Below are 24173 nucleotides of genomic sequence, written 5' to 3' on the forward strand. Positions count from 1 at the left end.
GCAAGTCTATTCTAATAGTTACCATTGCGGGACTCATTCGGTAGACTTGCTTTTTCTTTTATATATAATTGTTTTTATGTGTGATTTTACTGTAATATAATGTATCATAAAGTATGCATTTGTATAGTAAAAACCACCTAGCTCTCGTTGGATATGTTTATTAACAGCTAGATGGCTTTATAAGATAGATATTCTATTCTATAAGAAATAGGGGAATATTTTATTTATTATGGCGACTTCCACGTTCTGTCATTGGAATTTTTTCGGCGCAAAGAGGACATGCATCAGGTGTATACGTAGGTACTGTTAAATTAAGTAGGGCGTGTACTTTTTCTTTAGGCACACCAAACTCTGCTTTTCCTCCACTACGATTTACTAGTAAACCAACACCTACAATTTCACCTTGTGATTGATTGACCACATCGACTACTTCTTTTACAGAGCCACCGGTGGTTACAATATCTTCTACAATAAGTACACGAGTACCAGGTTCGATTTTAAAACCACGACGTAGTGTCATAACACCTTTTTCACGTTCTGTAAAAATAGCACGTGTGCCAAGCGCTTTTCCTACTTCATGAGCTAGTAAGATACCACCAGTCATCGGACCTATCACGAGCTCTACTTTTTCGTTTTGAAAATATTCTGCTAATTCGCGACAAAGTTTTTCTGTATACTGTGGGTGTTGTAATACATTAAATTTTTCTACATATAGAGGACTGTGTAATCCAGAAGTTAATAAAAAATGACCTTCTAAGATTGCTTTTGTATCAATTAATAATTGTTTTACTTCTTTTTCTGTCATCATTGGTTTATGCCTTCCATTTCTTTTACAATTAAGCGAACAGCTTCTAGTGGTTTTGTGGATTGTGTAATAGGCCTACCTATTACTAATTTAGAGGCACCATTGTCTAATGCATTAGCCGGTGTAGCAATTCGTTTTTGATCATTGGTAATGGCGAAAGAGGGACGGATACCAGGAGTAACAATCAGAAAATCATCGCCACAAGTGTCACGGATTAACTTCGCTTCTAAAGGAGAGGCGACTACTCCATCCATACCTGCTTTTTTAGCTAATTTGGCAATACGAATTACTTGGTTAGAAATTGGTAACTGCCCACCTACATCTTGCCATGATGCATCGTCAAAGCTAGTTAATACCGTAATAGCTAATAGTTTTGGCGTGGGGATACCTAACTTTTCGGCACTTTCTTTGGCAGCTTTTACAGCGGCTTGCATCATAAGAAACCCACCTTGACCATGTATAGTCATAAGATTAACACCTAATCGAGTTAAAGCGGATACACCATGTGCTACAGTATTAGGAATATCATGCAATTTTAAATCTAGAAATATAGATTTTTTTTGCCCTTGCAAGTAGTGTATTGTCTCTTCGCCTGCTGAATAAAATAACTCCATGCCAACCTTATAATAGCTAACGGAATTACCTAATGATTCCACTATTTGTTTCATCTCACTCAATGATGATACATCTAGTGCGACAATTAGTCGATTATCAGCCATAATGAAACCTCCTCTTTCAGAAACTATTTAAACTTTCATAAGTTTACATAAAGATAAGATATTTGTCAATATATTTACAGTGGTATTTTATTATTCCTACAATAATTAATTGATATAGTGTATAATTTAATAAGAATATATATCTTTTGGATGTAAATTGTTGATACCATAGTTTTATGGTGCATTTATGCATCAAAATAGGAATATTCTTATTTATAGTAGTATCACGTAATATATGTGAATGATGACCATTATATGTTATATATAATGATATATAAAGAGAGAAAGGAGTATATATGTTAGATTTTGTAGCTATAGATTTTGAAACAGCTAATAAGTTTAAAAATAGTGCCTGTTCTTTGGCTGCAGTTACTGTTGAAGATGGGAAAATTACGAAAAAAGGATATAGTTTGATAAAACCTCCATATATGAATTTTGACGAAGAGTGTATCGCCATTCATGGCATACAACCACAAGAGGTATTAGATAAACCAACCTTTGATAAATTATGGTCTTCCATATATAATAATCACTTAAAAGGGAAAATTGTCATAGCGCATAATGCAAAATTTGATATAGGCGTATTGAGAGCTACATTAGACCATTATAATATTGATTGGCCTGAATTAGCCTATGCATGTACTGTTAAAATATCTAGAAAAGTTTGGCCAGATTTGATTAACCATAAGCTTAATACAATGGGAGCATTATTGGGGGTAGAATTTAAACATCACTATGCATTAGACGATGCTGAAACATGTGCTAAAATAGCTATAGAGGCAGCTCGTTTGCGAGGTGTTAATTCTATGGATGCTCTACTTCGATCAATAGGTATAGAAGCAGAACCATTTATTGATGAGCAGTATCAAAATAAGCAATCTGAGTTAGCTAAGGCTCAAAACAAACCAGAGCAAATGTCATTTTTTTAACAGATGGTAAGGAGGGTTATTATGTTAGGGCGTGAGATATTAAGTTATGTAGACCATACTATGTTGAAAGTGGATGCTTCATGGCAGGAAATTCAAACTGTATGCGAGGAAGCCATTGCTTATAATACAGCCTCTGTATGTATCCCTCCCGCGTATGTTAAACGAGTTAGTGAAGCTTATGACAAGTCATTAGTTATTGGTACAGTTGTTGGATTTCCGGCAGGCTATAATACAACTGCTATTAAAATGGCGGAAACGGAACAAGCTTTACATGATGGAGCTAAAGAGATTGATATGATGATTAACTTAGGTGCAGTTAAAAATTATGATTTTTTATCAATTGTTGATGAAATTAGATCCATAAAATCTATATGTGATAAGCATGTTTTAAAAGTAATCATAGAAACTTGTTATTTAACAGAAACAGAAAAAGTAGAAATGGCAAAAGCTGTTAGTGATGGTGGTGCTGATTATATTAAAACATCAACTGGATTTGGTGTGGCAGGAGCTACTTTAGCGGATGTTAGAACATTAAAACAATATATTGCGCCTAAAGTTAAAATAAAAGCTGCTGGAGGCATAACTGATATCGAAGATATGATTGCCTATTTAGAAGCTGGTTGCTCTCGCATAGGAAGTAGTCGCGCTGTATCGTTACTTAAGGATACATTAGATACAGAGTATAGGGTAGTACTATAAAGTGAATTTATTATATTTTCAAGAGATATAGTATATAATTAAAAAGGAGAAAGATTGTAGTAACAGTTGTTACAAATCTTTCTCCTTTTTTATGAAATTTTCTAATATTGTTGTATAGTAATAGATTGACAGGAGTTAGTATAATTACTGTGAACAATCTAGTATGAAAAGAAATGCTTTTTACCGATATTTGTCGATTAGAAAGCAGGAAGAATACTACCTTTATATTTATCTTCTATAAATTTTTTCATTTCCGCAGATTGTAATGCTTTCATTAATTTTTTGATTTCAGGACGGTTTTCTTCATCTTTGCGAATAGCTATAATATTGGCATATGGTGAATCTTTAGATTCAGTTAATAATGCATCTTTTAAAGGATTTAGATTAGCTTCTAACGCATAATTGGTATTAATAACTGCAATAGCTACATCATCAAGAGAACGAGGTAATTGAGGTGCTTCTAGTTCAATGATTTGAAGATGATGAGGGTTTGACTTTACATCAGCTACAGTAGCATGAATATTATTATTATCATTTAACTCAATTAAGCCGGCTTTTGCAAGTAGCAATAGTGCACGTCCACCATTTGTAGGGTCATTAGGAATAGCAACTTTAGCACCATCTTGTATTGCAGCAATATCTTTTAGTGAATGTGAATAAATAGCCATTGGTTCAATATGAACGGTGCCGGCACTAATTAATTCTAGTCCTCTGTCAGCATTAAATTTATCTAGGTATGGTTGATGTTGAAAGAAGTTTGCATCAATTTCTTTATCATTCAATGCAAGATTAGGCTTTACATAATCTGTAAATTCTACAATTTTTAATTCAATGCCTTCTTTTTCTAATTCGGCTTTTGCTTCATTTAGAATTTCTGCATGTGGTACTGGTGAAGCGCCAATAGTGATCGTTGTTTTTCCAGTGTTGTTTGATGATGTTGTAGAGCTACCACATCCACTAAATAGTAAAGTACTACCTAGAATAATAGTAGCCGTTAATGCTAAAAATTTGTTCATAATATTACTCCTAACTAATATATTGAGAATAGTAAATTAATTACTTACAAGTATACTAAATCGTATCAACTAGTGTAAATAGTTATTTCTTACTAGATTATATGGTAAATAAATAGCTATCTATAGATTGTATCTATAGATAGCTATTTATTATATTAAACTAGTTCACTAATTATTAGGGATAGAGATAATAAAAGATGATAGAGCATTGTTGCCTTAACAGTAAATGACATGGCTTTATCTAAATTTGCCGTATCACTATAGGTATTTAAAATATGTATGGATTTTAGAGCAGGAATGATTGATAATAAGGTGATTAATGATAAAATCGGTAGCATATGTATATATACCCAAGCAATTATCCAAAAGCATACAAAGAAAAATATTATTTCCATTAAATTAATAGCCCGTTGGCGTCCTAAGATAATGGGCAATGTTCGTCTTCCATGAGATTGATCATTATTGATATCTCGAATATTATTAGTTAACATAATCATAGCGACTAGAGCGGTTGATGGAATAGCTGGAATTAATAGAGCTAGAGATAGTTCATGTACCCAAGCATAAGCAGTAATCATAACGATAGCAAATCCCATGGCTAAACCAGAGGCGATTTCACCAAAAGGCGTGCGTGAAATAGGAAATGGGCCACCAGAATAACAAAAACTAATAAGGATACAAAAAATACCTGCAGGTATGTACCAAAAGGTAATAGTCATGGCTAAGTATAGACCAATGAGAAAGGCTATGCCACTAAATACTTTTATATAATTCAAAATAGTTCGTGGATTGATAGAACCACTTACAATTGAACCTGCATTACCAATCGTTTGTCCATAATCTAAGCCAGATTTAAAGTCACAATATTCATTCCACATATTCGCCACAATTTGCGCCAATAGGACAACAAGTAAGATTAAAAATGTTTGACCAATAGACAGAGAGAGGGGCTGAATTGGAAGAAATGTATAATAGCTAAATGTAGCACCTAATAATAAAGGCGCAAAAGCAGCTATTAATGTGCGTGGGCGAAATAAAGCGATAAGATGAGTGAACGTCATAGTATTCTCCTTATAGTAGTGTAGTAAAATTGAATGTATTATGTAACTGTTGCATTATAGATATAATGCATTTTATTAGTATTGCTTGTTTGTTACTGTATGAGTTAATTTTTTATGTACTAATGGTGAAATTGAATAAGGTGAAGGAAGTTGGGCCAGTATAATACCGATACTTAATAGTATGACACCATACAATTCTTGCATCGATAGACTTTCATGTAAGTATAAATATCCTAATATGGTGGCAAATACCATTTCTCCACTCATAATAAGTGAGGCTTCTGTAGGCGGCACTTGTTGTTGCCCAAGTAACTGGCCTGTAAATCCAATACCTACAGATAATACACCACCCCATAAGATGGGGATACAAGCATTTAGAATTTGTTCATAAGTAAGAGGATTTATCAGTTCTCCTAGGAGAAGAGAAAAAAGACCACAACTCATGAATTGTACAAATGCTAAAGGAAATGGTTTAAACTCTTGTGTAAATTTATTAAGCAATAGAATATGTGCGACCCAAAATAATGTGCTAATTAACAATTCTATATCACCAATAGCTATATACGTATCACCTTGCCAAGTTAATAGAGTAGCGCCAATAAGGGCTACCATAACACCACATAGGCTAGTTAACTTTAATCGTTGTCCGAATAGAAGGCCTGCAATTGGTACTAATACAATATATAAAGAGGTTAAAAAGGCAGCTTTTCCGGCAGTGGTAAAAGCAAGTGCATATTGTTGTAAGGTAGCACCAGCGAATAACATAAAGCCGCAAAGACTACCGGCTAGTAGTAGAGAACAACTGGGCTTATGTTGTGGCGGTTTGCTCTTGAATTTGTAGATTAGAGGTAGAATTGTAATAGCGCCTAGTAAGAAACGAATACCATTGTAGCCTAACGGGCTAATACTGTCAGCAATCATTCGTTGAGCAATAAATGTAGACCCCCATATAAAGGCCGTTAATAAAAGAATACATCGTGATAGAAACATTATAACTCCTTGGTGTGTATAAAGATTAGAAAGTATCAAGTTAATACTTGTAATGGTACACTTTATATCGATATAACTACTATTATACTACTAATACTATGCGTGTCATTAGTAGTGAAATAATAATATATAGAAAATGTAATTCATAGAGTAATGCCTTCTAAGTGTAATAAGGTTAGTTTAGCATCAACTCCACCGTTATATCCAACAAGACGTCCTTGACAACCGATGACACGGTGACAAGGAATAATAATGGGTATGGGGTTATGTCCTACAGCGCGGCCAATAGCTTGTGGTGACATACGTGATTTTTTTAGTAATATGGCTACTTTTTTTGCCACTGTGCCATAAGTAGTTGTCGTTCCATAAGGAATCGTTAATAATTCTTGCCAAACGGTCTTTTGAAAACTATTGCCTATAGGTGCAATAGGTGGTAGAAATGAGGGTGCTCTACTTTGTAGATATATAGATAGCCAGTTACAAGTTTCTAGTAAAGCTGTGTTTTCATGCACTTTATGTATCGTACAAATGGAATCATTCGTTAGATATGTTTGTGTAGGTAAAGTAAGACCTACAAGATTTGTTTCAGTGGCATATAAATTTATCGTAGTAAATATAGGCGTTTTATATTGATAGTGATAAATCATAATGGGCTCCGGAAAATTCTTGTTTATTTATAGTAGTAATATAGTAATTATAGCAAGTAGTATTGAAGAAAAGCATGTATAGTATTAGATACTCTTTATTTAGATTTTTGATAGATATGGATGATACCAATTATATATGCTAATGTATTTACATAGAAGTGTGTGATTGTTACTTGATATAAAAATTGATAATTCATAGGTAGAGAACATTTTACTTATGTGTATCTAGTCTAGAAAGATATATATTTTTCAGTATATTGTATCGATTATAGATATAATGACACAGTGATTTTAGAAATATAATAGATGGTGAGTAAAAGAAAGAAGATATTATGAAGATTATATAGAAAATGTAGAAGTAATATAGCAACTTTTAAAGTATTATAGTACTATTATAATGATTAATCTACCTAGATAGTGAATTGAATATTCATAGGAATGGGGATTAATAAAGCGTTGTAGTAGTATATGGAGGAATGAGTAATGAAAACAATTCATACAAATCAAGCACCAAAGGCATTAGGACCTTATTCTCAAGCTAAAATTAGTGGTAATTTAATATATATATCTGGTCAGATCGGTATTGATCCTAGTACTAATAGGCCTCAAGAAGGAATAAGAGCACAGGTAGAACAGATATGTAAAAATATTGAGGCTATATTACATGAAGCAGGTTCTGATTATTCTAAAGTGATTAAAACAACATGCTTATTGGCGAATATAGAAGATTTTGGAGAATTTAATGACATATATAGTAACTATTTTATAAGTAAACCAGCACGTAGCTGTTTTGCTGTTAAAGATATTCCAGCAGGTATGCTAGCTGAAGTAGAGGTAATTGCGGAAATTTAAGATTGATTAGGTATATGTTTAGTAGGAATATATCATAGCGTGATATAACATACTAGTATGTAATGTAAAAAGATATAGTGGATTATTGATAGTTCACTATGTCTTTTATTTGTATGGAAACAGATATAGTAATATAGAATGTAAATTTTAGCAGTGTAAACTATAGAATTATGTATACAATAAAGAGTACTGTCTATATCTTTACCTGATATAGTTATATTATAGATGCCTATAGTAGGGAATATATAATTATTTATTTGAGTGTATTGATATGAAGCATCATTGATGCCTGTATACATAGGATAGTTTCTTACACGGATTTATTCTACATAACATATATACTCTGATTTCTTTTCATGAATATAAAGTATATGCGATTACTAAAAAGAAAACTGCTTACTATACGTCTGAATATAGTAAACAGTTCACAGAAGATAAGTGGATAACACTATATATTAAAGATGTTGTTATTGAAAGTTATTGGCAGAGGAGAGAGGATTTGAACCTCCGCGCCGGTTACCCGACCTACCGCATTTCGAGTGCGGACCCTTCAGCCACTTGGGTACTCCTCCGCGATTTGCGTCGTTCTTTAAAAAAACGTTTCATGATTTGACTACACTCATCAGCTAAAATGCCACTTACTATTTCTGGTTCGTGGTTTAAGCCAGGATGAGTGAGTATATTAAATAAAGACTCGACTGCACCGCCCTTGTAGTCACTACTGCCATAGATAACTCGTGAAATACGGCTGTTTACGATAGCACCAGCACACATAGGGCACGGTTCTATGGTAACATATAGGCTACAACCGGTCAACCTCCATCTATTTAATTTTCTACAGGCCTCTTGAATTGCTAATATTTCAGCATGGGCTGTCGCATCATGGTCTAGTTCACGACGATTATGCTGAGCAGAAATCACTTGACCGTTATAGATAATGACGGCACCAATTGGTACTTCATCTAGTGCATAAGCTTGATGAGCCTTTTCTAGGGCTAATTGCATATAAATTTCATCTTCACTCATATGATTCCTTTCTATGTATATGCTTATAGTATAATCATTGTAACATATATTTACTATATTAATATATTTACGATATAGTGTACAATAAGTATCAGGAGATTTCTTTCGGTACATATACGTATCTATGGTTGACATGTATAAAAAATAGATGTGAAATAATAATTGATATATAGAGGATGTATGATAGATTCATAGTAGAATGTATTCTTCCTATCGGTGTATATGACATATAGGTAGTATAACTGTTGGATCATATTTTTTAAATTAACGTTATACGATGGATAGAGTGTACTCTAATCTCATAGCTAATCATGCGTAGTTGTTTATAAATGAAAGGAGACTATGATAATGAGTAATGCATTATCATATATGCAATGATGGAATATTTATGGTATGTATTTGAAATTATTGGCACTATTGCGTTTGCTATTTCTGGTGCGTTAGTAGGTGTTGCTAGAAGAATGGATATTTTTGGCATGACCGTTCTTGCATTAGCAACAGCTATCGGTGGCGGTATTATTCGGGATATATTGGTGGGACGAATTCCGCCTAATTCATTGACATCAGGATTATATGTGGGCATCACTATTGTGGTAACTCTTATTATATTTCTAATGTATAGAAGAGATTATAGAAAAATGTTAACAGCACCTTTAATGGGGAAGTGGAGTCGTATTCTGTATTTAATAGCTGATGCATTAGGACTCGCTTCTTTTACAGTTACTGGTGCATCTGTAGGATATATTTTGTTTCCTCATATGGCTACTCTTATTGTTATTTTAGGAGTTGTTACGGCTGTGGGAGGTGGTATCATTCGTGATGTATTAGCTAAGCGTATCCCATCAGTCTTAAAAGAAGAAGTATATGCGTTGCCTTCTATCATTGGAGGTATCATATATTATGTGATGTCTATTTATGATATGGGAATCATGAAAGCCTATATTTCCTTTATGGTTGTATTTATTATACGAATGCTAGCCGTTTATTTTCACTGGGAATTACCAAAAGTTTCCTAAAAGAAGCGTATATGCTATGAGTTTTAAAAAATGATATAATAAAAAAATATATAGTACTTATGAACCGATAAAATCATTCAATGTATTTATGAGGAGCTGTGATTATGAATAAAAAAGTATATCTAGCAATTATGGTAACTGTTGTATCGTTGGTATGGGGCCATGCCACAAAAGTTGAGGCAGAAACTATTTTATATGTACCTCAAGACGATAGACCAGTCAGCCTAAAATATACTGTAGAAACGGCAGAGGGAGCTGGATATGATGTAATAACACCACCAATGTATTTGATTTCTGGTAAAAATTATAAAGGACAAGCAGATAAAATATGGGATTGGGTGGAAGAGAATGCTCATCGTGCAGATGTTATGGTATTGAGTACGGACACGTTGATTTATGGAGGATTAGTAGATTCACGGAAGCATAACTTACCTTTATTTACATTAACAAACCGAGTTAATAGAATTGAATCTTTAAAAAAGGAATATCCGAAAATACCTTTTTATGGTTTTGGAACGGTAATGCGATCGCCACGAGCTAGTGGAGGTGGAGTTGAACCAGCTTATTATGGTGATTATGGACCTGCAATTTTTAGGATTGCTGCACTACAAGATAAAATGGATGATAGCCGATTAAGTGATGATGAAATGGCAGAACTTATGAATTTGCAAACCTATGTGCCTATAGAGTATTTGCAGGATTGGTTTAATCGTCGTGCAGAGAATATGAAAGTCAATAAATTACTTATTGATTTAACGCGCAACCATACATTTACCTATTTTGCACTAGGTCATGATGATACAAGTTCATTATCACAATCAGCATTAGAAGGTAGATATTTAGCGGCATACAGTAAGAATATTTCAAGTAGTGAATATGGTAGCTTTCCAGGAGCAGATCAACTTGGATTATTACTCATAGCAAGGGCCAGAGTTGATAAACTACAATTACATCCAACATTTGAAGTTACCTATCCATTGGGTGGCGCTGGAGATACAATACCACACTACGAAGATCAGAGTGTAGCTAAAACTATTGCAGAACACATAACTGCTGTTGGTGGTACGATGATTACTACTGGTAAACCAGATGTATTATTAGCAGTTAATACGCCACTAACTAAAAGTACTGGTGAGTCAGAGGCATTTGAAAATTTCCCTATGATCTCTAAAAGCACGAATTCCTTTTTAGATCACATCGAAACAGCTATTCATAATGGAGTTCAGACGAATGTTATTGATATTGCATATTCTAATGGTTCTGATAATACGCTAGTGTTTGGGTTGTATCAGCGAGATTTATTATATCGAGTAGGATCTTATAATGGATGGAATACGGCTAGTAATTCGATAGGATATGCTGTTGCTCAAAGTATTTTGGCAACAGCTATGCCCGTTCACAATCATAATAAAATGTTGACACAACAGTATTTAGATAATTGGGCATATCAAGCTAATATCCGTAAGGATGTGTATCGTATGCAAGATACAATTCGTTTGGATAATGTGCGATATACAGGTGAGTTGAATAGTAAATTAGAAGATTATATGAATGAACGGATTCAAGATTTTGCTGAAAAATATTTATCCCTCGATCCACGTACAGTATCTGCTAGATTCCCGTGGGGACGATTGTTTGAAACAGAAATTTCTGTATATGATGAACCAATAGCACCTTTACAAAGAGATATACGAAAGCAATCTGAAGCCGCAGTGGCTACTAATGGTGCATCAAGCGTTGATGAAAATGGATTAGGACATGTTACATCCACAATAGAAACAGAAGCAAGCACTAACTAATACTATTTTATACATTGGTAGGAGGTGGGTATATTGCGTAAACCGTTTTTACCAGAGATTACCTATATGAGAGGCTTGTGTATGTTAGGCGTTATCGCTATCCATGTAGGTTCTATGGCATTAACAAATCCTCTAGCAAATGTACAATTGATTGGTTTGTTAGAAATTTTATCGCGCTTTTCTGTACCAGCATTCTTCTTTTTGTCTGCCTTTGGGCTATTTTATCATACATCAATTTATGATTCATTTTCGTATAAAGAATTTTTAAAGCGTAGAATACAAGTCGTCTTATGGCCCTATATAATTTGGTCCTTATTATATATGATTCATACAGCAATTACGTTACAGGACTTTTCAATCTTTCATCCTATTGTATTGATAAAATCACTAATTTTTGGCACCGGGTATTATCATTTATATTTTATGGTTATTTTATTATGGTTTTATCTTTTAATGCCTCTTTGGCGGTGGCTTGTACGATTGATCGAGCCACATCCAGTACTATGGCTTACTGTATTGTTACTTATCCAAATTGGTATTGATTATTGGTCATCTTATGTAGCAGGCAGAGTATTATCTTTTGCCAATCCATATATTCAATATGCATTTGATATGCGGTTAAATTATTGTGTAATTTTTTATGTATGGATATTCTTATTAGGTGCTATGATGGCAGAACGATATGAACAAATTATGGAGATTCTTTGGCGATATCGAATACTCCTAGCCATAGGATTTATTGTATCAGTCACATGTATGCTGGGAGCCTATTATTATGTGATGTACGTATGGAAGTACACACTTTTAGAAAGCGTATATACGGTTCATCAATTAAGCCCTATGGGGGTAGTATATACTGGCGTAGGGACAATCTTCTTTTTATTTTTATTTTATGCATCTCCTATGAACGATGGGTCGCGAATATTTTGGGAGCAAATTGGTAAATGCTCTTATGGTATTTACTTAGTTCACCCATTTATGTTATTGATACTGTCCAATATGATGGTATACCTACAATTACAATACACTGTAATACATGTTTTAGCCATTTATATGTGTGCTGTTAGTATGTCATATATCACAACATTAGCATTACAAGTGCTACCAAACCCTGTGAGAAAATATGTATTAGGAAATTAATGTCAACATATGCTGTTATACACCATAGTTTTGAATTATGTTGTGGTATAATGAAAGTATAAAATTTCATGAAAGAGGTGTAGTAATGAAAGAGTTAACTTATTTTAATGGCGAATTTATTGAGCCAGGTGCGAAAGTTGTTAGTGTAGATGATAGAGGATATTGCTTTGGCGATGGTGTTTATGAAGTTTGTCGTGTTGTAAATGGTAGATGTTTTGCTCTATCATACCATCAAGACCGGTTATATCGTTCTATGAGAGAAATGGATATTCCCGTTAGAATGACACCTGATGATTTAACAGAATTACATGAAATAATGATTGAACAAAGCGATATTACGGAAGGATATATTTATCTGCAAATTACTCGTGGTGTTGCACCTCGTCATCATGCCTATGACAGATCCAAGCTAGAACCACAGATGTTGATGTATATTCGACCACTCGATTTAGATACTATTGCCGCATATGGCAAAGGCGTGAAAGCAATTACATTGCCAGATGAACGATGGCTACATTGTTCAATTAAGTCCTTGAATTTAGTGCCTAATATTTTAGCACAAACGAAGGCAGAAAAAAAATCGGCCTATTCGGCTATTCTGTTCCGTGATAATATTTGTACAGAAGGTGCTTGTTCTAATGTATTCGCTGTAAAAGATGGTATTTTATACACATATCCAGCGAATGATCTTATTTTAAAAGGAATTACGCGACAAATGATTGCCACACGTGTTGCACCTAGTTGTGGGGTGACTCTAATCGAGAAAGAATGCGATCGTGAATTTATAGAACAAGCTGATGAACTATTCTTTACGGATACAATTGGTGGCGTTATTCCTATTGTCAAGCTTGATCGTATGCAAGTAGGGGATGGAAAACCAGGTCCTGTTACTATGCGTTTACGTGAAAGTTTAGAAAAAGTTATGTTGGAAGGATTGCCATAAGACTATGAAAATTCGTGATTTAACAGGAACGTCATTACTACTGGCAATAACTCTTTTAAGTCAAAGCTTACGATTGTGGGTGCCGTTACCAATGATGACGAGTATGTTTATTATTGGTTCATTAGTGGGGACGTGTATGATACTTGCTACATGGAAGTATGGCTTGTGGGCAGGCATTGCGATTGCTGTAGTAGCACCTGTAGTAGCATTTTTACAAGGTATGCTAAAGTTAATCCCTTTACTACCTGTAGTAGCCCTGGGTAGCGTATTATTTTGTGTGACTGTTTACTATATGAGATATATGCCAGTCTTAGTTACTGCTATCGTAGCAGCATTAGTAAAGATGATTGTTTTGTATTTAGGCACATGCTTAATACTTTCTTTATTTCACATTCCTGATGCGATGCGGCCACTTATCTTATTCCCTATGAGTTGGCCTCAGATGGTGACAGGTATGATTGCAGTTGTATTAGCCACATGTATAGAGCGGCGTCTTCATATATAAATATAGATATGTATAATGCCATAGCTATATAACTCTTCCTATTATAGGCTTGGAGTAGTATATGACTATGGCATTTAATTATGTATAAGCTCGCTACTGGTCTCCCTATATCAATTCCTAGATATGAGAGATAGATAACGATATAGGTATAGACTATATCTAACCATACAAACTAACAATGGCATGAATGCTGAATTAAATTGACATGTCGCTTATAAGAATGCTATTATTTACACATTGATAGAATTATATAAAGATATCATCAAGAGCTGACAGAGGGACTGGCCCTATGAAGTCGCGGCAACCATCTAGCATAGAACGGTGCCAATTCCACGGAATATCCGAGAGATGAAGATTAATTACTCTTCATTTGAAGAGTTTTTTTAGTTATGAAGGAGGGTGTAGATATGATTGAATTGCAACATATTAGTAAAATCTATGATGGTGCAGTTAGAGTAGAAGCACTTAAAGATATTAACCTTTCTGTTAAAGAAGGTGAAATTTATGGCGTTATTGGACAATCAGGTGCAGGAAAATCTACATTGATTCGCTGCATCAATATGTTGGAAACACCAACATCAGGATCAGTTATTGTTGATGGCGTAGATTTAACAAAATTAAGTGAAAAGGATCTACGTGAACAGCGGAAACATATTGGGATGATTTTTCAACATTTTAACTTATTATCGTCGTGTACAGTGTATGATAATGTAGCGTTCCCTTTAGAATTACAAGGGCTTAGTAAAAGTGAAATCCGTGAAAGAATTCTTCCGATTCTTGATATTGTTAAATTGAGTGATCGGTTGGATAATTATCCATCCCAATTGTCTGGCGGACAAAAACAACGTGTAGGTATTGCAAGAGCATTGGCTAGTGGACCTAAAGTGTTACTGTGTGACGAAGCAACATCTGCGCTTGATCCGCAAACAACACAATCAATTTTGAAATTATTAAAAGATATTAATGAGAAATTAAAACTTACTATTGTATTAATTACGCATGAAATGCAAGTAATTCGTGAAATATGTGATAGAGTAGCAGTCATTGAAGGGGGCACCATTTTAGAAGAAGGTTCTAGTATTGATGTATTCACTAATCCTCAAGAGCGCACTACACAAGAATTTATTGGTTCTGCGGTAAATGATAATTTACCACCAGAAGCATTAGCTCATTTAGATCTACACGATACATGGCAGGATGGGACAGCACCATTAGTAAAATTAAAGTTTACAGGAGATCAAGTGGATGAACCGTTAGTGGCATCATTGGTGAGAAAATTTGACTTGGATGTAAGTATTTTATTTGGTGGCGTTGATTATATTCAAGATAAAAGTTTTGGACGCTTGATTTTAATCCTAAATGGAGATCCTAATGATGCTAAACGTGCATTAGCATATATTGATGAGTTACCAATAGGAAGCGAGGTGTTGGGATATGTCAGAGCAAATAATTAAGTTGATGATACAAGGCTTAGGAGAAACCTTGCAGATGACTATTATCTCTACTGTTATTGCCATGTTAATAGGCATACCTTTGGGTGTTATACTAGTCATTACTTCAAAAAATCATATTTGTGAAAATATAGGTATTAATAAAATATTGGGCATTATCATTAATGCAACTCGTTCCATTCCATTTATTATTTTAATGGTAGCTATTATTCCTTTTACACGTTTAGTGGCCGGTACATCAATTGGGACAACTGCAGCTTGTGTTCCATTAACATTAGCAGCAATTCCTTTTTTAGCTAGATTAGTTGAAACATCTATTAAAGATATTCAGTTCGGCGTCATTGAAGCGGCGCAATCTATGGGAGCATCTCCACTTCAAATTGTATGGAAAGTGTTATTGCCAGAAGCATTGCCGACTATTATTGATAATATTACTGTATTAATTGTTAATTTAATCAGTTATTCTGCTATGGCTGGTGCTATTGGCGGCGGTGGATTAGGTGATATTGCTATACGATATGGATATCAACGTTTCCAAGGGGATGTTATGCTAGCAACCATTATCATTTTAGTTATCTTAGTTCAAGTTATTCAAATGATTGGCGATGGTCTTTCGAAAAAAATGAATAAAAAATAAATAGAATTCAGCTGAATGGGGACGGCTTACTATTATGAGTGATATTACTTATGATACTAATAGATAGCAAGATATATGTACGTTTTATCGTTGTCGTATGAAGTATCAATGAATGAAGAAAGTTATATCATAATTTATATATAATTGAGAATATATAGAAAGAGAGTATGAGATATGAGAAAATTAACAGTTATTTTTATGATAATTCTAGCATTTGCAGTTGTGCTAGGTGGTTGTAGTAGTGATCGTACTAGCACTTCATCTACAGAAGTTAAAAAAGAAATTACTGTAGGTGTTACTGCTGGACCACATGCACAAATTATGGATTTTGTCGCTAAAGAAGCGGAGAAACAGGGCTTAAAAGTAAGTGTTGTTGAATTCAATGATTACATTCAACCTAATTTGGCCTTAGAAAACAAGGAAATCGATATTAACTCCTATCAACATGAACCATTTTTAAATAATATGGTAAATGATAAAGGGTTACATTTAGTTAATGTAGGAAAAACAATTTTATTACCAATGGGATTATATTCTCATACATATAAAAATTTATCAGACCTTAGATCTGGTGCTACAGTAGCTATTCCGAATGATCCTACTAATGGTGGTCGGGCTTTATTATTATTGCAACAAGCTGGTTTAATTGCCCTAAAAGATGGTGGTTCTCCAACTTCATCAGTAGTGGATATTGTAGAAAATCCTAAAAATTTAAAAATTCAAGAATTAGAAGCAGCACAAATTCCTCGTTCTTTAGATGATGTAGATGTGGCAGCAGTTAATACTAACTATGCATTAAATGCAGGATTAAATCCATTAAAAGATGCAGTGTTGGTAGAAAGTAAAGATTCACCATATACTAACATATTTGCTGTTCGTGAAGAAAATAAAGATGATGCAACAGTAAAAAAATTAATTTCTATTTATCAGTCAGAACTAGTTAAACAATTTGTAGCAGAAACATTTAAAGGGTCGATTATTACTGGCTTTTAATAGAAGAAGATAGTATTAAATCAAAGATATTACTGGTTAACTTTTTTTAGACGAATTGATAGTACTATATAGCAACTATTACTAGACATAGGTTTAGTAATAGTTGTTTTTTATTAAAAGAAACGATAATTTGATTTTCGCATATATTAATCATATACTATGTTAATGATAGTCGTGTAGTGAAACTAGAAAATTAATGATAAGATGAAGTTATTATAATAGTGTATGAGAAAGTATTTATTATTTTCTAGACCTGTACTATAATGAATTTAGTTTGGTAAAGGAGAATCGTCATGAGTATAAATGAAAAATTAAAAAATTCTATGAATGACCAATTATTTAAAGCAATCCTGAGTCTTACTACGTTAGAAGAATGCTATGCTTTTTTTGAAGATATTTGTACTGTGAATGAATTAAAATCTTTGTCACAACGGTTGCATGTGGCGCATATGCTACAAGCTGGTGAAAGTTATGATGAAATTGTAGAACAGACAGGTGCTAGTACTGCTACAATTAGTCGTGTAAAAAGATCTTTACTATATGGGGCAGATGGATATCAATTGGTATTAGATAGAATAGAGGAGAAAAGCATACGTTGAAATTGCCAACTATGTGACAAGTAGAAGCGACTCAATCGAATCAATGAAAATATAATATTAGCCCTCTTTCTAGTGTAAGATATGTAATTGAGTTAGTAGTTGATAAAGTAAAAATTAAGTATGAAGGAATGATTGATGGAATTATTAGGAATGATAGATATACCATATATGACAGTCTTACTGTTATTTGGAGTGGGCATTTTTGCAGGCTTTGTAGACTCCATAGTTGGCGGAGGTGGACTGATTTCTGTGCCAGCTATGTTATTGACCGGAGTTTCTCCCAGTGTCGCTTTAGGTAGTAATAAATTAGGTAGTATTTTTGGAGCTGCTTCAGCCTCTATAGCATTTTTAAGGAATAAGATGGTAGACTATCATTTAATTAAACGATTATTACCATTTACTTTTATAGGCTCTATGATAGGCACACTATTAGTGATCTCCATTCCTCCATTATATGTAAAGCCTATTCTTATTATTTTATTGGTAGCAGTTATGATGTTTGTCATAACTAATAAGCACTGGGGTACTACTAGTACGTATCACGAGGCAAACGGTTTAATTCTATATCTTTGTATGGCAATTGCTTTTCTAATAGGTATGTATGATGGATTTATAGGCCCCGGTACAGGTACATTCTTAATTATGGGATTCATTTGTATAGGATTTGATTTTTTACATGCAGCAGGTAATGCTAAAGTATTAAATTTTTTTAGTAATTTAGCATCATTGGTAGTTTTTATTTCCTTAGGATATGTAAATTTCTTATTCGGATTATCTGTCGCACTAGGTCAAATCATTGGTGCTACATTAGGAGCACGATTGGCCATTGCAAAAGGCTCTTCATTGGTGAGAGCCGTATTTATTTTAACAACTACTTGTATGTTAGTTAAATTAATATATGATTATTTTGTTAATTTATAGTCCTAAGAATATATAGTATAGTAGTTTTTATCGATCAGTACGACGATAGAACAATGAGATATATGATTGCTGCTTTCAGTATAGTGATTTATTCATTATATTGTAGATTTTAATAGTTTTGTAAAAATAAGTAATAGACTAGACTATAGAGTAGCGAATATAAAGAGGTGAATCTATGGCTCAAACAAGTGATAATCAAGTTGTATTGATTAGTGGAGGTACCCAAGGAATTGGTTTTGCGACAGCAGAACTGTTATTAAAAGCTGGTTGGTGCGTTGTTATTAACGGACGTAATGAAAAAGAAGGACAAAAATCATTAGTTAAATTACGACGATATTCTTCGAAGGTAAAGTTTGTGCAAGGCGATGTAAGCAATATAGCGGATTGCCAGAAAATTGTACAAGAGACTGTAGATTATTTCGGTGGTATTGGTGCATTAGTGACAGCAGCAGGCGTTTATGATGAAATGTTGTTGGATGATGTAACAGAAAGTTCATTTGATAGTATGTTCGGTACGAATGTAAAAGGAACCATATTCTTATGTCAAGCCGTATTACCATATATTCGTAGTGCCAAGGGGAGTATTGTTACCATCTCTAGTGATGCGGGTCTACAAGGCAATGTAGCCTGTTCTATTTATGGAGCTTCAAAAGGGGCCATTGTAAGCTTTACTAAATCCTTATCGTTAGAATTAGCACCACATGGAGTAAGAGTTAACTGTGTTTGCCCAGGTGATGTAGATACGCAATTAGTTGCTAAACAACTTGCTAATAGCAATCAGAATATTGATGTCGCAAGAGAAGAAATGGCTATGCATTATCCCTTGGGTAGAATTGGTAAACCCCATGAAATTGGGGAAGTTATTGCATTTTTATTAAGTGATAAGGCTTCTTTTGTGACTGGTGCAGCATGGACAATAGATGGCGGATTAACTAGTTGGTAATCGAGTTGTCTATTGAATATAAAACTTATAGAGTATATTCTTAAATTTTCATTATCACTTAGGAGTAATTGTGATAAAATAGAAATATAATAATTTGTATATAGACATTAATATGTAAGAGGAATTTAGAGGTATCATGTCGAATTATTAAAGAGGAGAAGTCTTCTGACAGCACAACATATGATTTTTTAAGTCAAAATTAAAGGAGAGCGTGTCGATGGAAGAAAATAAAAATGTAACACTCACAACATTTATGGAAAGTGGTAGTGAAGATAAAGAATATAGAGCAGAAAAAATTATATTTTGGGCAGCTGGTCGAGCAGGCATATTTGCCATGTCTCCAGCGTTTAGTGTGCCTGCATTAATAGGCAATAATACATATATGATTACATCATTGGCTAGAGTATATAATGTGAACTTAAAAAAAGGTGCTATCTCTGGATTAGTTGCTGGTTTAGGCGTGGCTTGTGCAGGTTCATTGGTGAGCCTAGCGTTGCCATTTAAAGTATGTCGTATGCCAGTAGCGGTTGGATTGACATATGCTTTAGGTAAAGTAGCTCATATTTGGATTAAGGATGGCATGCCTAATGATGTGGAACGATACATTCCTATGCTAAAGAATTGGATTAGCGAAGGTAAGGCTATGTGCTATGATATTGTAAATGATATAAAAGCTAGTATGTCACCAGAGACGATGGAAAAAGTAGTTTCTTTTGGCAGTCAAGCCGTATCAGCTGTAGCGGGAATAGCAACTACTGTTGATGAGTTAAATACACCAGAATTCCAAAAATCTCTGAAAGATACTGCTGAGTCAGTGCGATTTAAAACACATGATGCAGTAGCTCATACAATTAATGGACTAGCAACAGCAGTTAGTAAGGGGCCTAAAGCTGCATTAGAAGGGTCTGCTGTGAGCGAAACAGTATCAGCTGTAAAAAAACAAGTGATGAGTACTGATATTGGAAATACTCTTAATGAAGTGGCCGAATCAGCACGTTATAAGGTACATGATACAGCTGCTGATGTTGTGGAAAAAGTAACACGGCCTTTTAAAGATAAGTAGTATATACTATGTAAAGTAGATGAAGATAACGTATATTTTCTATAGTATGATGGAATAGGTTTAAGATAGATAGATTCTTTTCTTATTTAATAAGTATAGATATGTATGTTATATGAGAAAGTGAAGTATTGTTGATGAATCCAATAAAGATTATTAAATATGGCAAATATTTCTCTAATGCAAAATTTATTCATTTTGTATCAAATATGGGAAAAAATTTAGCTTTTATTAGGAAAGCATTGGTCTTGTATTATTGTATTCGAGATGAAGAGACACCTAAATATGTAAAAGCTGTATTGGCTGGTGCATTAGGATATTTGATTCTTCCTTCCGATATGATACCAGATGCACTTGTAGGTGTTGGTTGGCTTGATGACTTAGCGGTAATTTCATTAGCTTTTAAAGTGGCTGGTAAATATATAAAACCAGTTCATAGAGAAAAAGCTGAAAAACGAATACCTTTTGGGGAAAATGATGATTAATATGAGATCTAGTAATACAGCATACCCCGTTAACTGTTGTTGATATGATGAGTTATAATAATATAGTGATGCACATAAGGGGTGTATATATAGTATTTACTCGGTTTGTAGTGCTATTATATACGCCTATTATGTGCATTGTTTTATATGAAGTAATAGACTTTATATAGTGGAAATTGGCTATGGTACATACTACTCTTGTTGAATAGATTAGAAGCTAATGGATATGTATAGGCAGTACTTTATATTAGTAGTGTTATTTGACATTCTAGAAGTAATAGGTCTACAATAAGTCATACAGTATTAAATAAAGGACGATGCACATGTTAAATATACCAATTAGAGTTCAATTTTATGAAACGGATATGATGGAAATAGCCCATCATACAAATCATTTACGCTGGTTTGAAATGGCTCGCATAGAGTTTTTTCGCAATGCTGGAATCGAATTGTGGGATATGATGAATAAGGATATTGTATTTCCTATACTATCAATTAACTGTCATTATAAAGAGGCAGCTAAATTTGATGATCAATTGATAATAGAAACACGGTTAGTAAAGATGACAAAGGCACAAATGGTATTCACCTATCGAATTATTCGCAAGAAAGATGGCAGGGTATTAGCTGTAGGGGAAACTCAAAACGCGTTTTCATCAAAGTCTAGTGGTAAAATTATTCGATTACCAGATATATTTTATAAGCCATTAGTTAAATTAATTGAATGTGAGACAGGTATATAGATATGATGATAGATGACAGAACCAAGTGGCCTATTGGTGTATTTGACTCAGGGATAGGTGGTCTTTCTGTATTAAAAGTTTTGAAAGAGGCATTTCCTAATGAAAATTTTATATATATAGGTGATAACCTTAATAATCCTGTGGGGAATCGGCCTTATCAGGAAATAACAAGTTTAGCTTGTCATATTGGTTCATTTTTAGCAACCGTTCCCGTAAAGATGATGGTTGTAGCGTGTAATACATTTACAGTGGTTGCCTTAGATGATTTGCGAGCTAAATTTTCGTGCCCCATTGTTGGTGTGTGTCAAGGTGTGAAAACAGCCATACAAAAGACAAAGACAAATATTATAGGCATTATGGCGACTGCGGCTACAGTTCAAACACATATTCATAAACATGTAGCCTTAGAAATTGAACCTCAATTATCGGTTTGGGAGCAGCCATGCCCTGATTTAGCTCATATTATTGAAAAAGGGCATTTGTCAGATGCTGTTGTAGAAACGGTGGCTAAGAAATATATTGCTCCTATTATAGAAAAACAAATAGATGTAGTGGTATTGGGCTGTACACACTATCCATTTATTACAACTTTACTAGAAAAAATAACAGATGGACAAGTGCTTTTTATTGATCCTTCCTATGAAACGGCGGATTTAGTAGGACGGGTATTAAGTGATAATCAGTTGGTTAATAGGCAAGCAACAAAAGGGACTATTCATATTTACTTTACAAAAGATGTACAATTAGCATCTGAGTTAGCCAGTGAATTTATTGATCCTACAGAATTTTCAGTAGAAAAAATAACTTTATAAAGGAGTGGAACGTTATGTTATTATATACTATATTAAATATAGTAGTTGCTGTTATTTTAATTATAGCCATATTATATGTGGCATTTCGTTTTTATTGTGTGCAACAAGGAAATGAACGTATCACGATGTTGGTAAAACGGCGTTCTCCATTTGTTGTAGAAGATATTAGCTTTGATAAAGTTGTCTTAGTTTGTGATATTCCATTTGTTAATAAAGGAAAACAAAATGGTACTATAATGGATTTGTATCCGCGCCATTTATTACCACAAGAACAATTCGATAATGTACATATTGAATCTTGGACAACAGATGCAAATCATGAACGACATGATGGATATTGGGAAGCGACTATCATTGAACCAAGACAAGGTGGTATGGTTAGATTGCGATTAATAATTACCGGCATTCATGGAAATATAAAGAAGGATTTAATAGGATTTCCAGATATGAATATCGATATCGTATACCAAGTAGTTGGCCGTAGTGACTGGCATATTGCTAAAAATCGTTTAGTGTTAACATCTGAAGAACTACAGGACGCATTACACCAATAAAGGAGGAACGTAATAATGACAGAGTTGAAATTACTTCCAGTGCCTACGCGCATTCTTACTGAAAAAGATGATATTATAGAGGCGATTGTCCAGTTTGGAGGCGATCAAATTGGACCAGAAGATATTGTTTGTGTGGCTGAATCAGTGGTTGCCATTACACAAGGTCGTATGACACGACCAGAAGAACTAACACCTTCTTGGCAAGCTAGGTTATTATGTCGATTTATACCAGCAGATGGTTCTATGAGTTCTGTATATGGTATGCAGGCCGCTATGGAATTAGAAGGCAAATGGAAAACGATGTTTGCTTTTTTGGCAGGGGCAGTTGCTAAATTATTTAAAAAAAATGGCGTATTTTATCAATTGGCTCGTCAAGCTTCATTGACCGATGATGTGACAGGTACTATGCCTCCATTTGATAAGCACATTGTATATGGCCCTAAGAATCCGAATGCAGTTGCTGAAAAAATTGTACAACGTACAGGGTGCTATGGAGCAGTTGTGGCAGATGTAAATGATTTAAAACGTTCTGCTGTATTAGGTGCTAGCCGTGGCATGAATCCAAATAAAATAGCTAAAATTCTAATCGACAATCCATTTGGCAATGATAGTCAAATGACTCCAATTGTTATTATAAAAAATTATGCTTCTGTATCGCGAAGCAGTAGATGATAGAGTGATTTGTTACCATAATGCGTCTTGTGAAGCATCTTCATAAGGCGCATTATTTGTGCATAGATTTTGTGATTATTTGCATAGATACTATGTATCATATATACTTTTAGGTGTTTTATGATGCATCTATTGTAGTATATATGTCTTACATGA

27 protein-coding genes, 1 tRNA gene and 1 riboswitch are annotated in these 24173 nt (G+C 34.0%); of the genes, 20 read left to right on the plus strand and 8 right to left on the minus strand.

Annotated elements, in window-relative coordinates:
• Positions 1–220: 220 nt before the first annotated feature.
• Together pyrE and pyrF are read right to left on the minus strand one after the other, a co-directional pair.
• Positions 221–808: an orotate phosphoribosyltransferase gene (gene pyrE / locus P6940_RS00760; protein ID WP_028257218.1), complete on the minus strand. Its 588-nt coding sequence runs from the start codon at positions 806–808 to the stop codon at positions 221–223.
• On the minus strand, positions 805–1524 hold the full coding sequence (pyrF, locus tag P6940_RS00765; protein ID WP_277292898.1) for an orotidine-5'-phosphate decarboxylase: 720 nt from the start codon (positions 1522–1524) through the stop codon (positions 805–807). The genes pyrE and pyrF overlap by 4 nt, the downstream gene beginning before the upstream one ends.
• 296 nt (positions 1525–1820) lie before the next feature.
• Here pyrF and P6940_RS00770 point away from each other — a divergent pair, with 296 nt between their 5' ends.
• The gene (locus P6940_RS00770) at positions 1821–2453 is read left to right on the plus strand and encodes a 3'-5' exonuclease (RefSeq protein ID WP_028257216.1); all 633 of its coding nucleotides are present in this window, start codon (positions 1821–1823) and stop codon (positions 2451–2453) included.
• A gap of 21 nt (positions 2454–2474) precedes the next feature.
• The gene (gene deoC, locus P6940_RS00775) at positions 2475–3152 is read left to right on the plus strand and encodes a deoxyribose-phosphate aldolase (RefSeq protein ID WP_028257215.1); all 678 of its coding nucleotides are present in this window, start codon (positions 2475–2477) and stop codon (positions 3150–3152) included.
• Positions 3153–3349: 197 nt separating this feature from the next.
• Here the strand turns inward: deoC and P6940_RS00780 are convergent, their stop codons facing one another.
• The 4 genes from P6940_RS00780 to P6940_RS00795 form a co-directional block, all read right to left on the minus strand.
• Positions 3350–4168 carry a MetQ/NlpA family ABC transporter substrate-binding protein gene (locus P6940_RS00780; protein ID WP_277292899.1) on the minus strand — a complete coding sequence of 273 codons (819 nt, stop codon included), beginning with the start codon at positions 4166–4168 and terminating at the stop codon, positions 3350–3352.
• Positions 4169–4323: 155 nt separating this feature from the next.
• Complete coding sequence (locus P6940_RS00785) at positions 4324–5229, minus strand: prenyltransferase (RefSeq protein ID WP_277292900.1); 906 nt, start codon at positions 5227–5229, stop codon at positions 4324–4326.
• Positions 5230–5304: 75 nt separating this feature from the next.
• The gene (locus P6940_RS00790) at positions 5305–6219 is read right to left on the minus strand and encodes a DMT family transporter (protein WP_277292901.1); all 915 of its coding nucleotides are present in this window, start codon (positions 6217–6219) and stop codon (positions 5305–5307) included.
• Positions 6220–6362: 143 nt separating this feature from the next.
• Positions 6363–6866, minus strand: a complete 504-nt coding sequence (locus tag P6940_RS00795; RefSeq protein ID WP_277292902.1) for a methylated-DNA--[protein]-cysteine S-methyltransferase — start codon at positions 6864–6866, stop codon at positions 6363–6365.
• Positions 6867–7349: 483 nt separating this feature from the next.
• On the opposite strand from P6940_RS00795, the gene P6940_RS00800 reads away from it, so the two are divergent.
• A complete protein-coding gene (locus tag P6940_RS00800) occupies positions 7350–7718 on the plus strand; it encodes a Rid family detoxifying hydrolase (protein ID WP_028257211.1) in 369 nt (122 codons plus the stop codon).
• A gap of 481 nt (positions 7719–8199) precedes the next feature.
• Here the strand turns inward: P6940_RS00800 and P6940_RS00805 are convergent.
• A tRNA-Ser gene (locus P6940_RS00805) sits at positions 8200–8290 on the minus strand.
• A complete protein-coding gene (tadA, locus tag P6940_RS00810; protein ID WP_277288372.1) occupies positions 8244–8744 on the minus strand; it encodes a tRNA adenosine(34) deaminase TadA in 501 nt (166 codons plus the stop codon). The genes P6940_RS00805 and tadA overlap by 47 nt, the downstream gene beginning before the upstream one ends.
• Before the next feature lie 374 nt (positions 8745–9118).
• Here tadA and P6940_RS00815 point away from each other — a divergent pair, with 374 nt between their 5' ends.
• From P6940_RS00815 to P6940_RS00895, 17 genes are all read left to right on the plus strand, one after another.
• Positions 9119–9760: a trimeric intracellular cation channel family protein gene (locus tag P6940_RS00815; protein WP_277288371.1), complete on the plus strand. Its 642-nt coding sequence runs from the start codon at positions 9119–9121 to the stop codon at positions 9758–9760.
• Between the two features lie 104 nt (positions 9761–9864).
• Positions 9865–11559: a DUF4127 family protein gene (locus P6940_RS00820; RefSeq protein WP_277292903.1), complete on the plus strand. Its 1695-nt coding sequence runs from the start codon at positions 9865–9867 to the stop codon at positions 11557–11559.
• 33 nt (positions 11560–11592) lie between these two features.
• Entirely contained in the window at positions 11593–12699 is a 1107-nt protein-coding gene (locus P6940_RS00825) for an acyltransferase (RefSeq protein ID WP_277292904.1), read from the plus strand.
• 85 nt (positions 12700–12784) lie between these two features.
• Positions 12785–13642 carry a D-amino-acid transaminase gene (gene dat / locus P6940_RS00830; RefSeq protein WP_038151443.1) on the plus strand — a complete coding sequence of 286 codons (858 nt, stop codon included), beginning with the start codon at positions 12785–12787 and terminating at the stop codon, positions 13640–13642.
• 4 nt (positions 13643–13646) lie between these two features.
• Positions 13647–14147: a hypothetical protein gene (locus P6940_RS00835; protein WP_277292905.1), complete on the plus strand. Its 501-nt coding sequence runs from the start codon at positions 13647–13649 to the stop codon at positions 14145–14147.
• Positions 14148–14403: 256 nt separating this feature from the next.
• Positions 14404–14502: riboswitch (SAM riboswitch) on the plus strand.
• A 52-nt stretch (positions 14503–14554) separates the two neighbouring features.
• The gene (locus P6940_RS00840; protein ID WP_277292906.1) at positions 14555–15601 is read left to right on the plus strand and encodes a methionine ABC transporter ATP-binding protein; all 1047 of its coding nucleotides are present in this window, start codon (positions 14555–14557) and stop codon (positions 15599–15601) included.
• Positions 15582–16235 (plus strand): methionine ABC transporter permease, encoded by a 654-nt coding sequence (locus tag P6940_RS00845; RefSeq protein WP_028257205.1) that lies wholly within the window; start codon positions 15582–15584, stop codon positions 16233–16235. Before P6940_RS00840 ends, P6940_RS00845 begins: the two co-directional genes overlap by 20 nt.
• A 174-nt stretch (positions 16236–16409) precedes the next feature.
• Entirely contained in the window at positions 16410–17228 is an 819-nt protein-coding gene (locus tag P6940_RS00850) for a MetQ/NlpA family ABC transporter substrate-binding protein (RefSeq protein WP_277292907.1), read from the plus strand.
• A gap of 293 nt (positions 17229–17521) precedes the next feature.
• Positions 17522–17827, plus strand: a complete 306-nt coding sequence (locus P6940_RS00855) for a YerC/YecD family TrpR-related protein (RefSeq protein ID WP_277292908.1) — start codon at positions 17522–17524, stop codon at positions 17825–17827.
• 135 nt (positions 17828–17962) lie between these two features.
• On the plus strand, positions 17963–18748 hold the full coding sequence (locus P6940_RS00860; protein ID WP_277292909.1) for a TSUP family transporter: 786 nt from the start codon (positions 17963–17965) through the stop codon (positions 18746–18748).
• Positions 18749–18923: 175 nt separating this feature from the next.
• Positions 18924–19691 (plus strand): SDR family NAD(P)-dependent oxidoreductase, encoded by a 768-nt coding sequence (locus tag P6940_RS00865; protein WP_277288365.1) that lies wholly within the window; start codon positions 18924–18926, stop codon positions 19689–19691.
• 217 nt (positions 19692–19908) lie between these two features.
• A complete protein-coding gene (locus P6940_RS00870; RefSeq protein WP_277292910.1) occupies positions 19909–20754 on the plus strand; it encodes a hypothetical protein in 846 nt (281 codons plus the stop codon).
• Positions 20755–20888: 134 nt separating this feature from the next.
• On the plus strand, positions 20889–21236 hold the full coding sequence (locus P6940_RS00875; RefSeq protein WP_028257200.1) for a YkvA family protein: 348 nt from the start codon (positions 20889–20891) through the stop codon (positions 21234–21236).
• A 323-nt stretch (positions 21237–21559) separates the two neighbouring features.
• Positions 21560–21979, plus strand: a complete 420-nt coding sequence (locus P6940_RS00880; RefSeq protein WP_277292911.1) for an acyl-CoA thioesterase — start codon at positions 21560–21562, stop codon at positions 21977–21979.
• Positions 21980–21981: 2 nt separating this feature from the next.
• Positions 21982–22791 carry a glutamate racemase gene (gene murI / locus P6940_RS00885; RefSeq protein ID WP_277292912.1) on the plus strand — a complete coding sequence of 270 codons (810 nt, stop codon included), beginning with the start codon at positions 21982–21984 and terminating at the stop codon, positions 22789–22791.
• 14 nt (positions 22792–22805) lie between these two features.
• The gene (locus P6940_RS00890) at positions 22806–23345 is read left to right on the plus strand and encodes a hypothetical protein (protein ID WP_028257197.1); all 540 of its coding nucleotides are present in this window, start codon (positions 22806–22808) and stop codon (positions 23343–23345) included.
• Positions 23346–23360: 15 nt separating this feature from the next.
• On the plus strand, positions 23361–24017 hold the full coding sequence (locus P6940_RS00895; protein WP_028257196.1) for a coenzyme F420-0:L-glutamate ligase: 657 nt from the start codon (positions 23361–23363) through the stop codon (positions 24015–24017).
• The last annotated feature ends 156 nt before the right edge of the window (positions 24018–24173 follow it).

The sequence above is a fragment of the Veillonella montpellierensis genome (genome assembly GCF_947090115.1).
Classification (GTDB): domain Bacteria; phylum Bacillota; class Negativicutes; order Veillonellales; family Veillonellaceae; genus Veillonella; species Veillonella montpellierensis.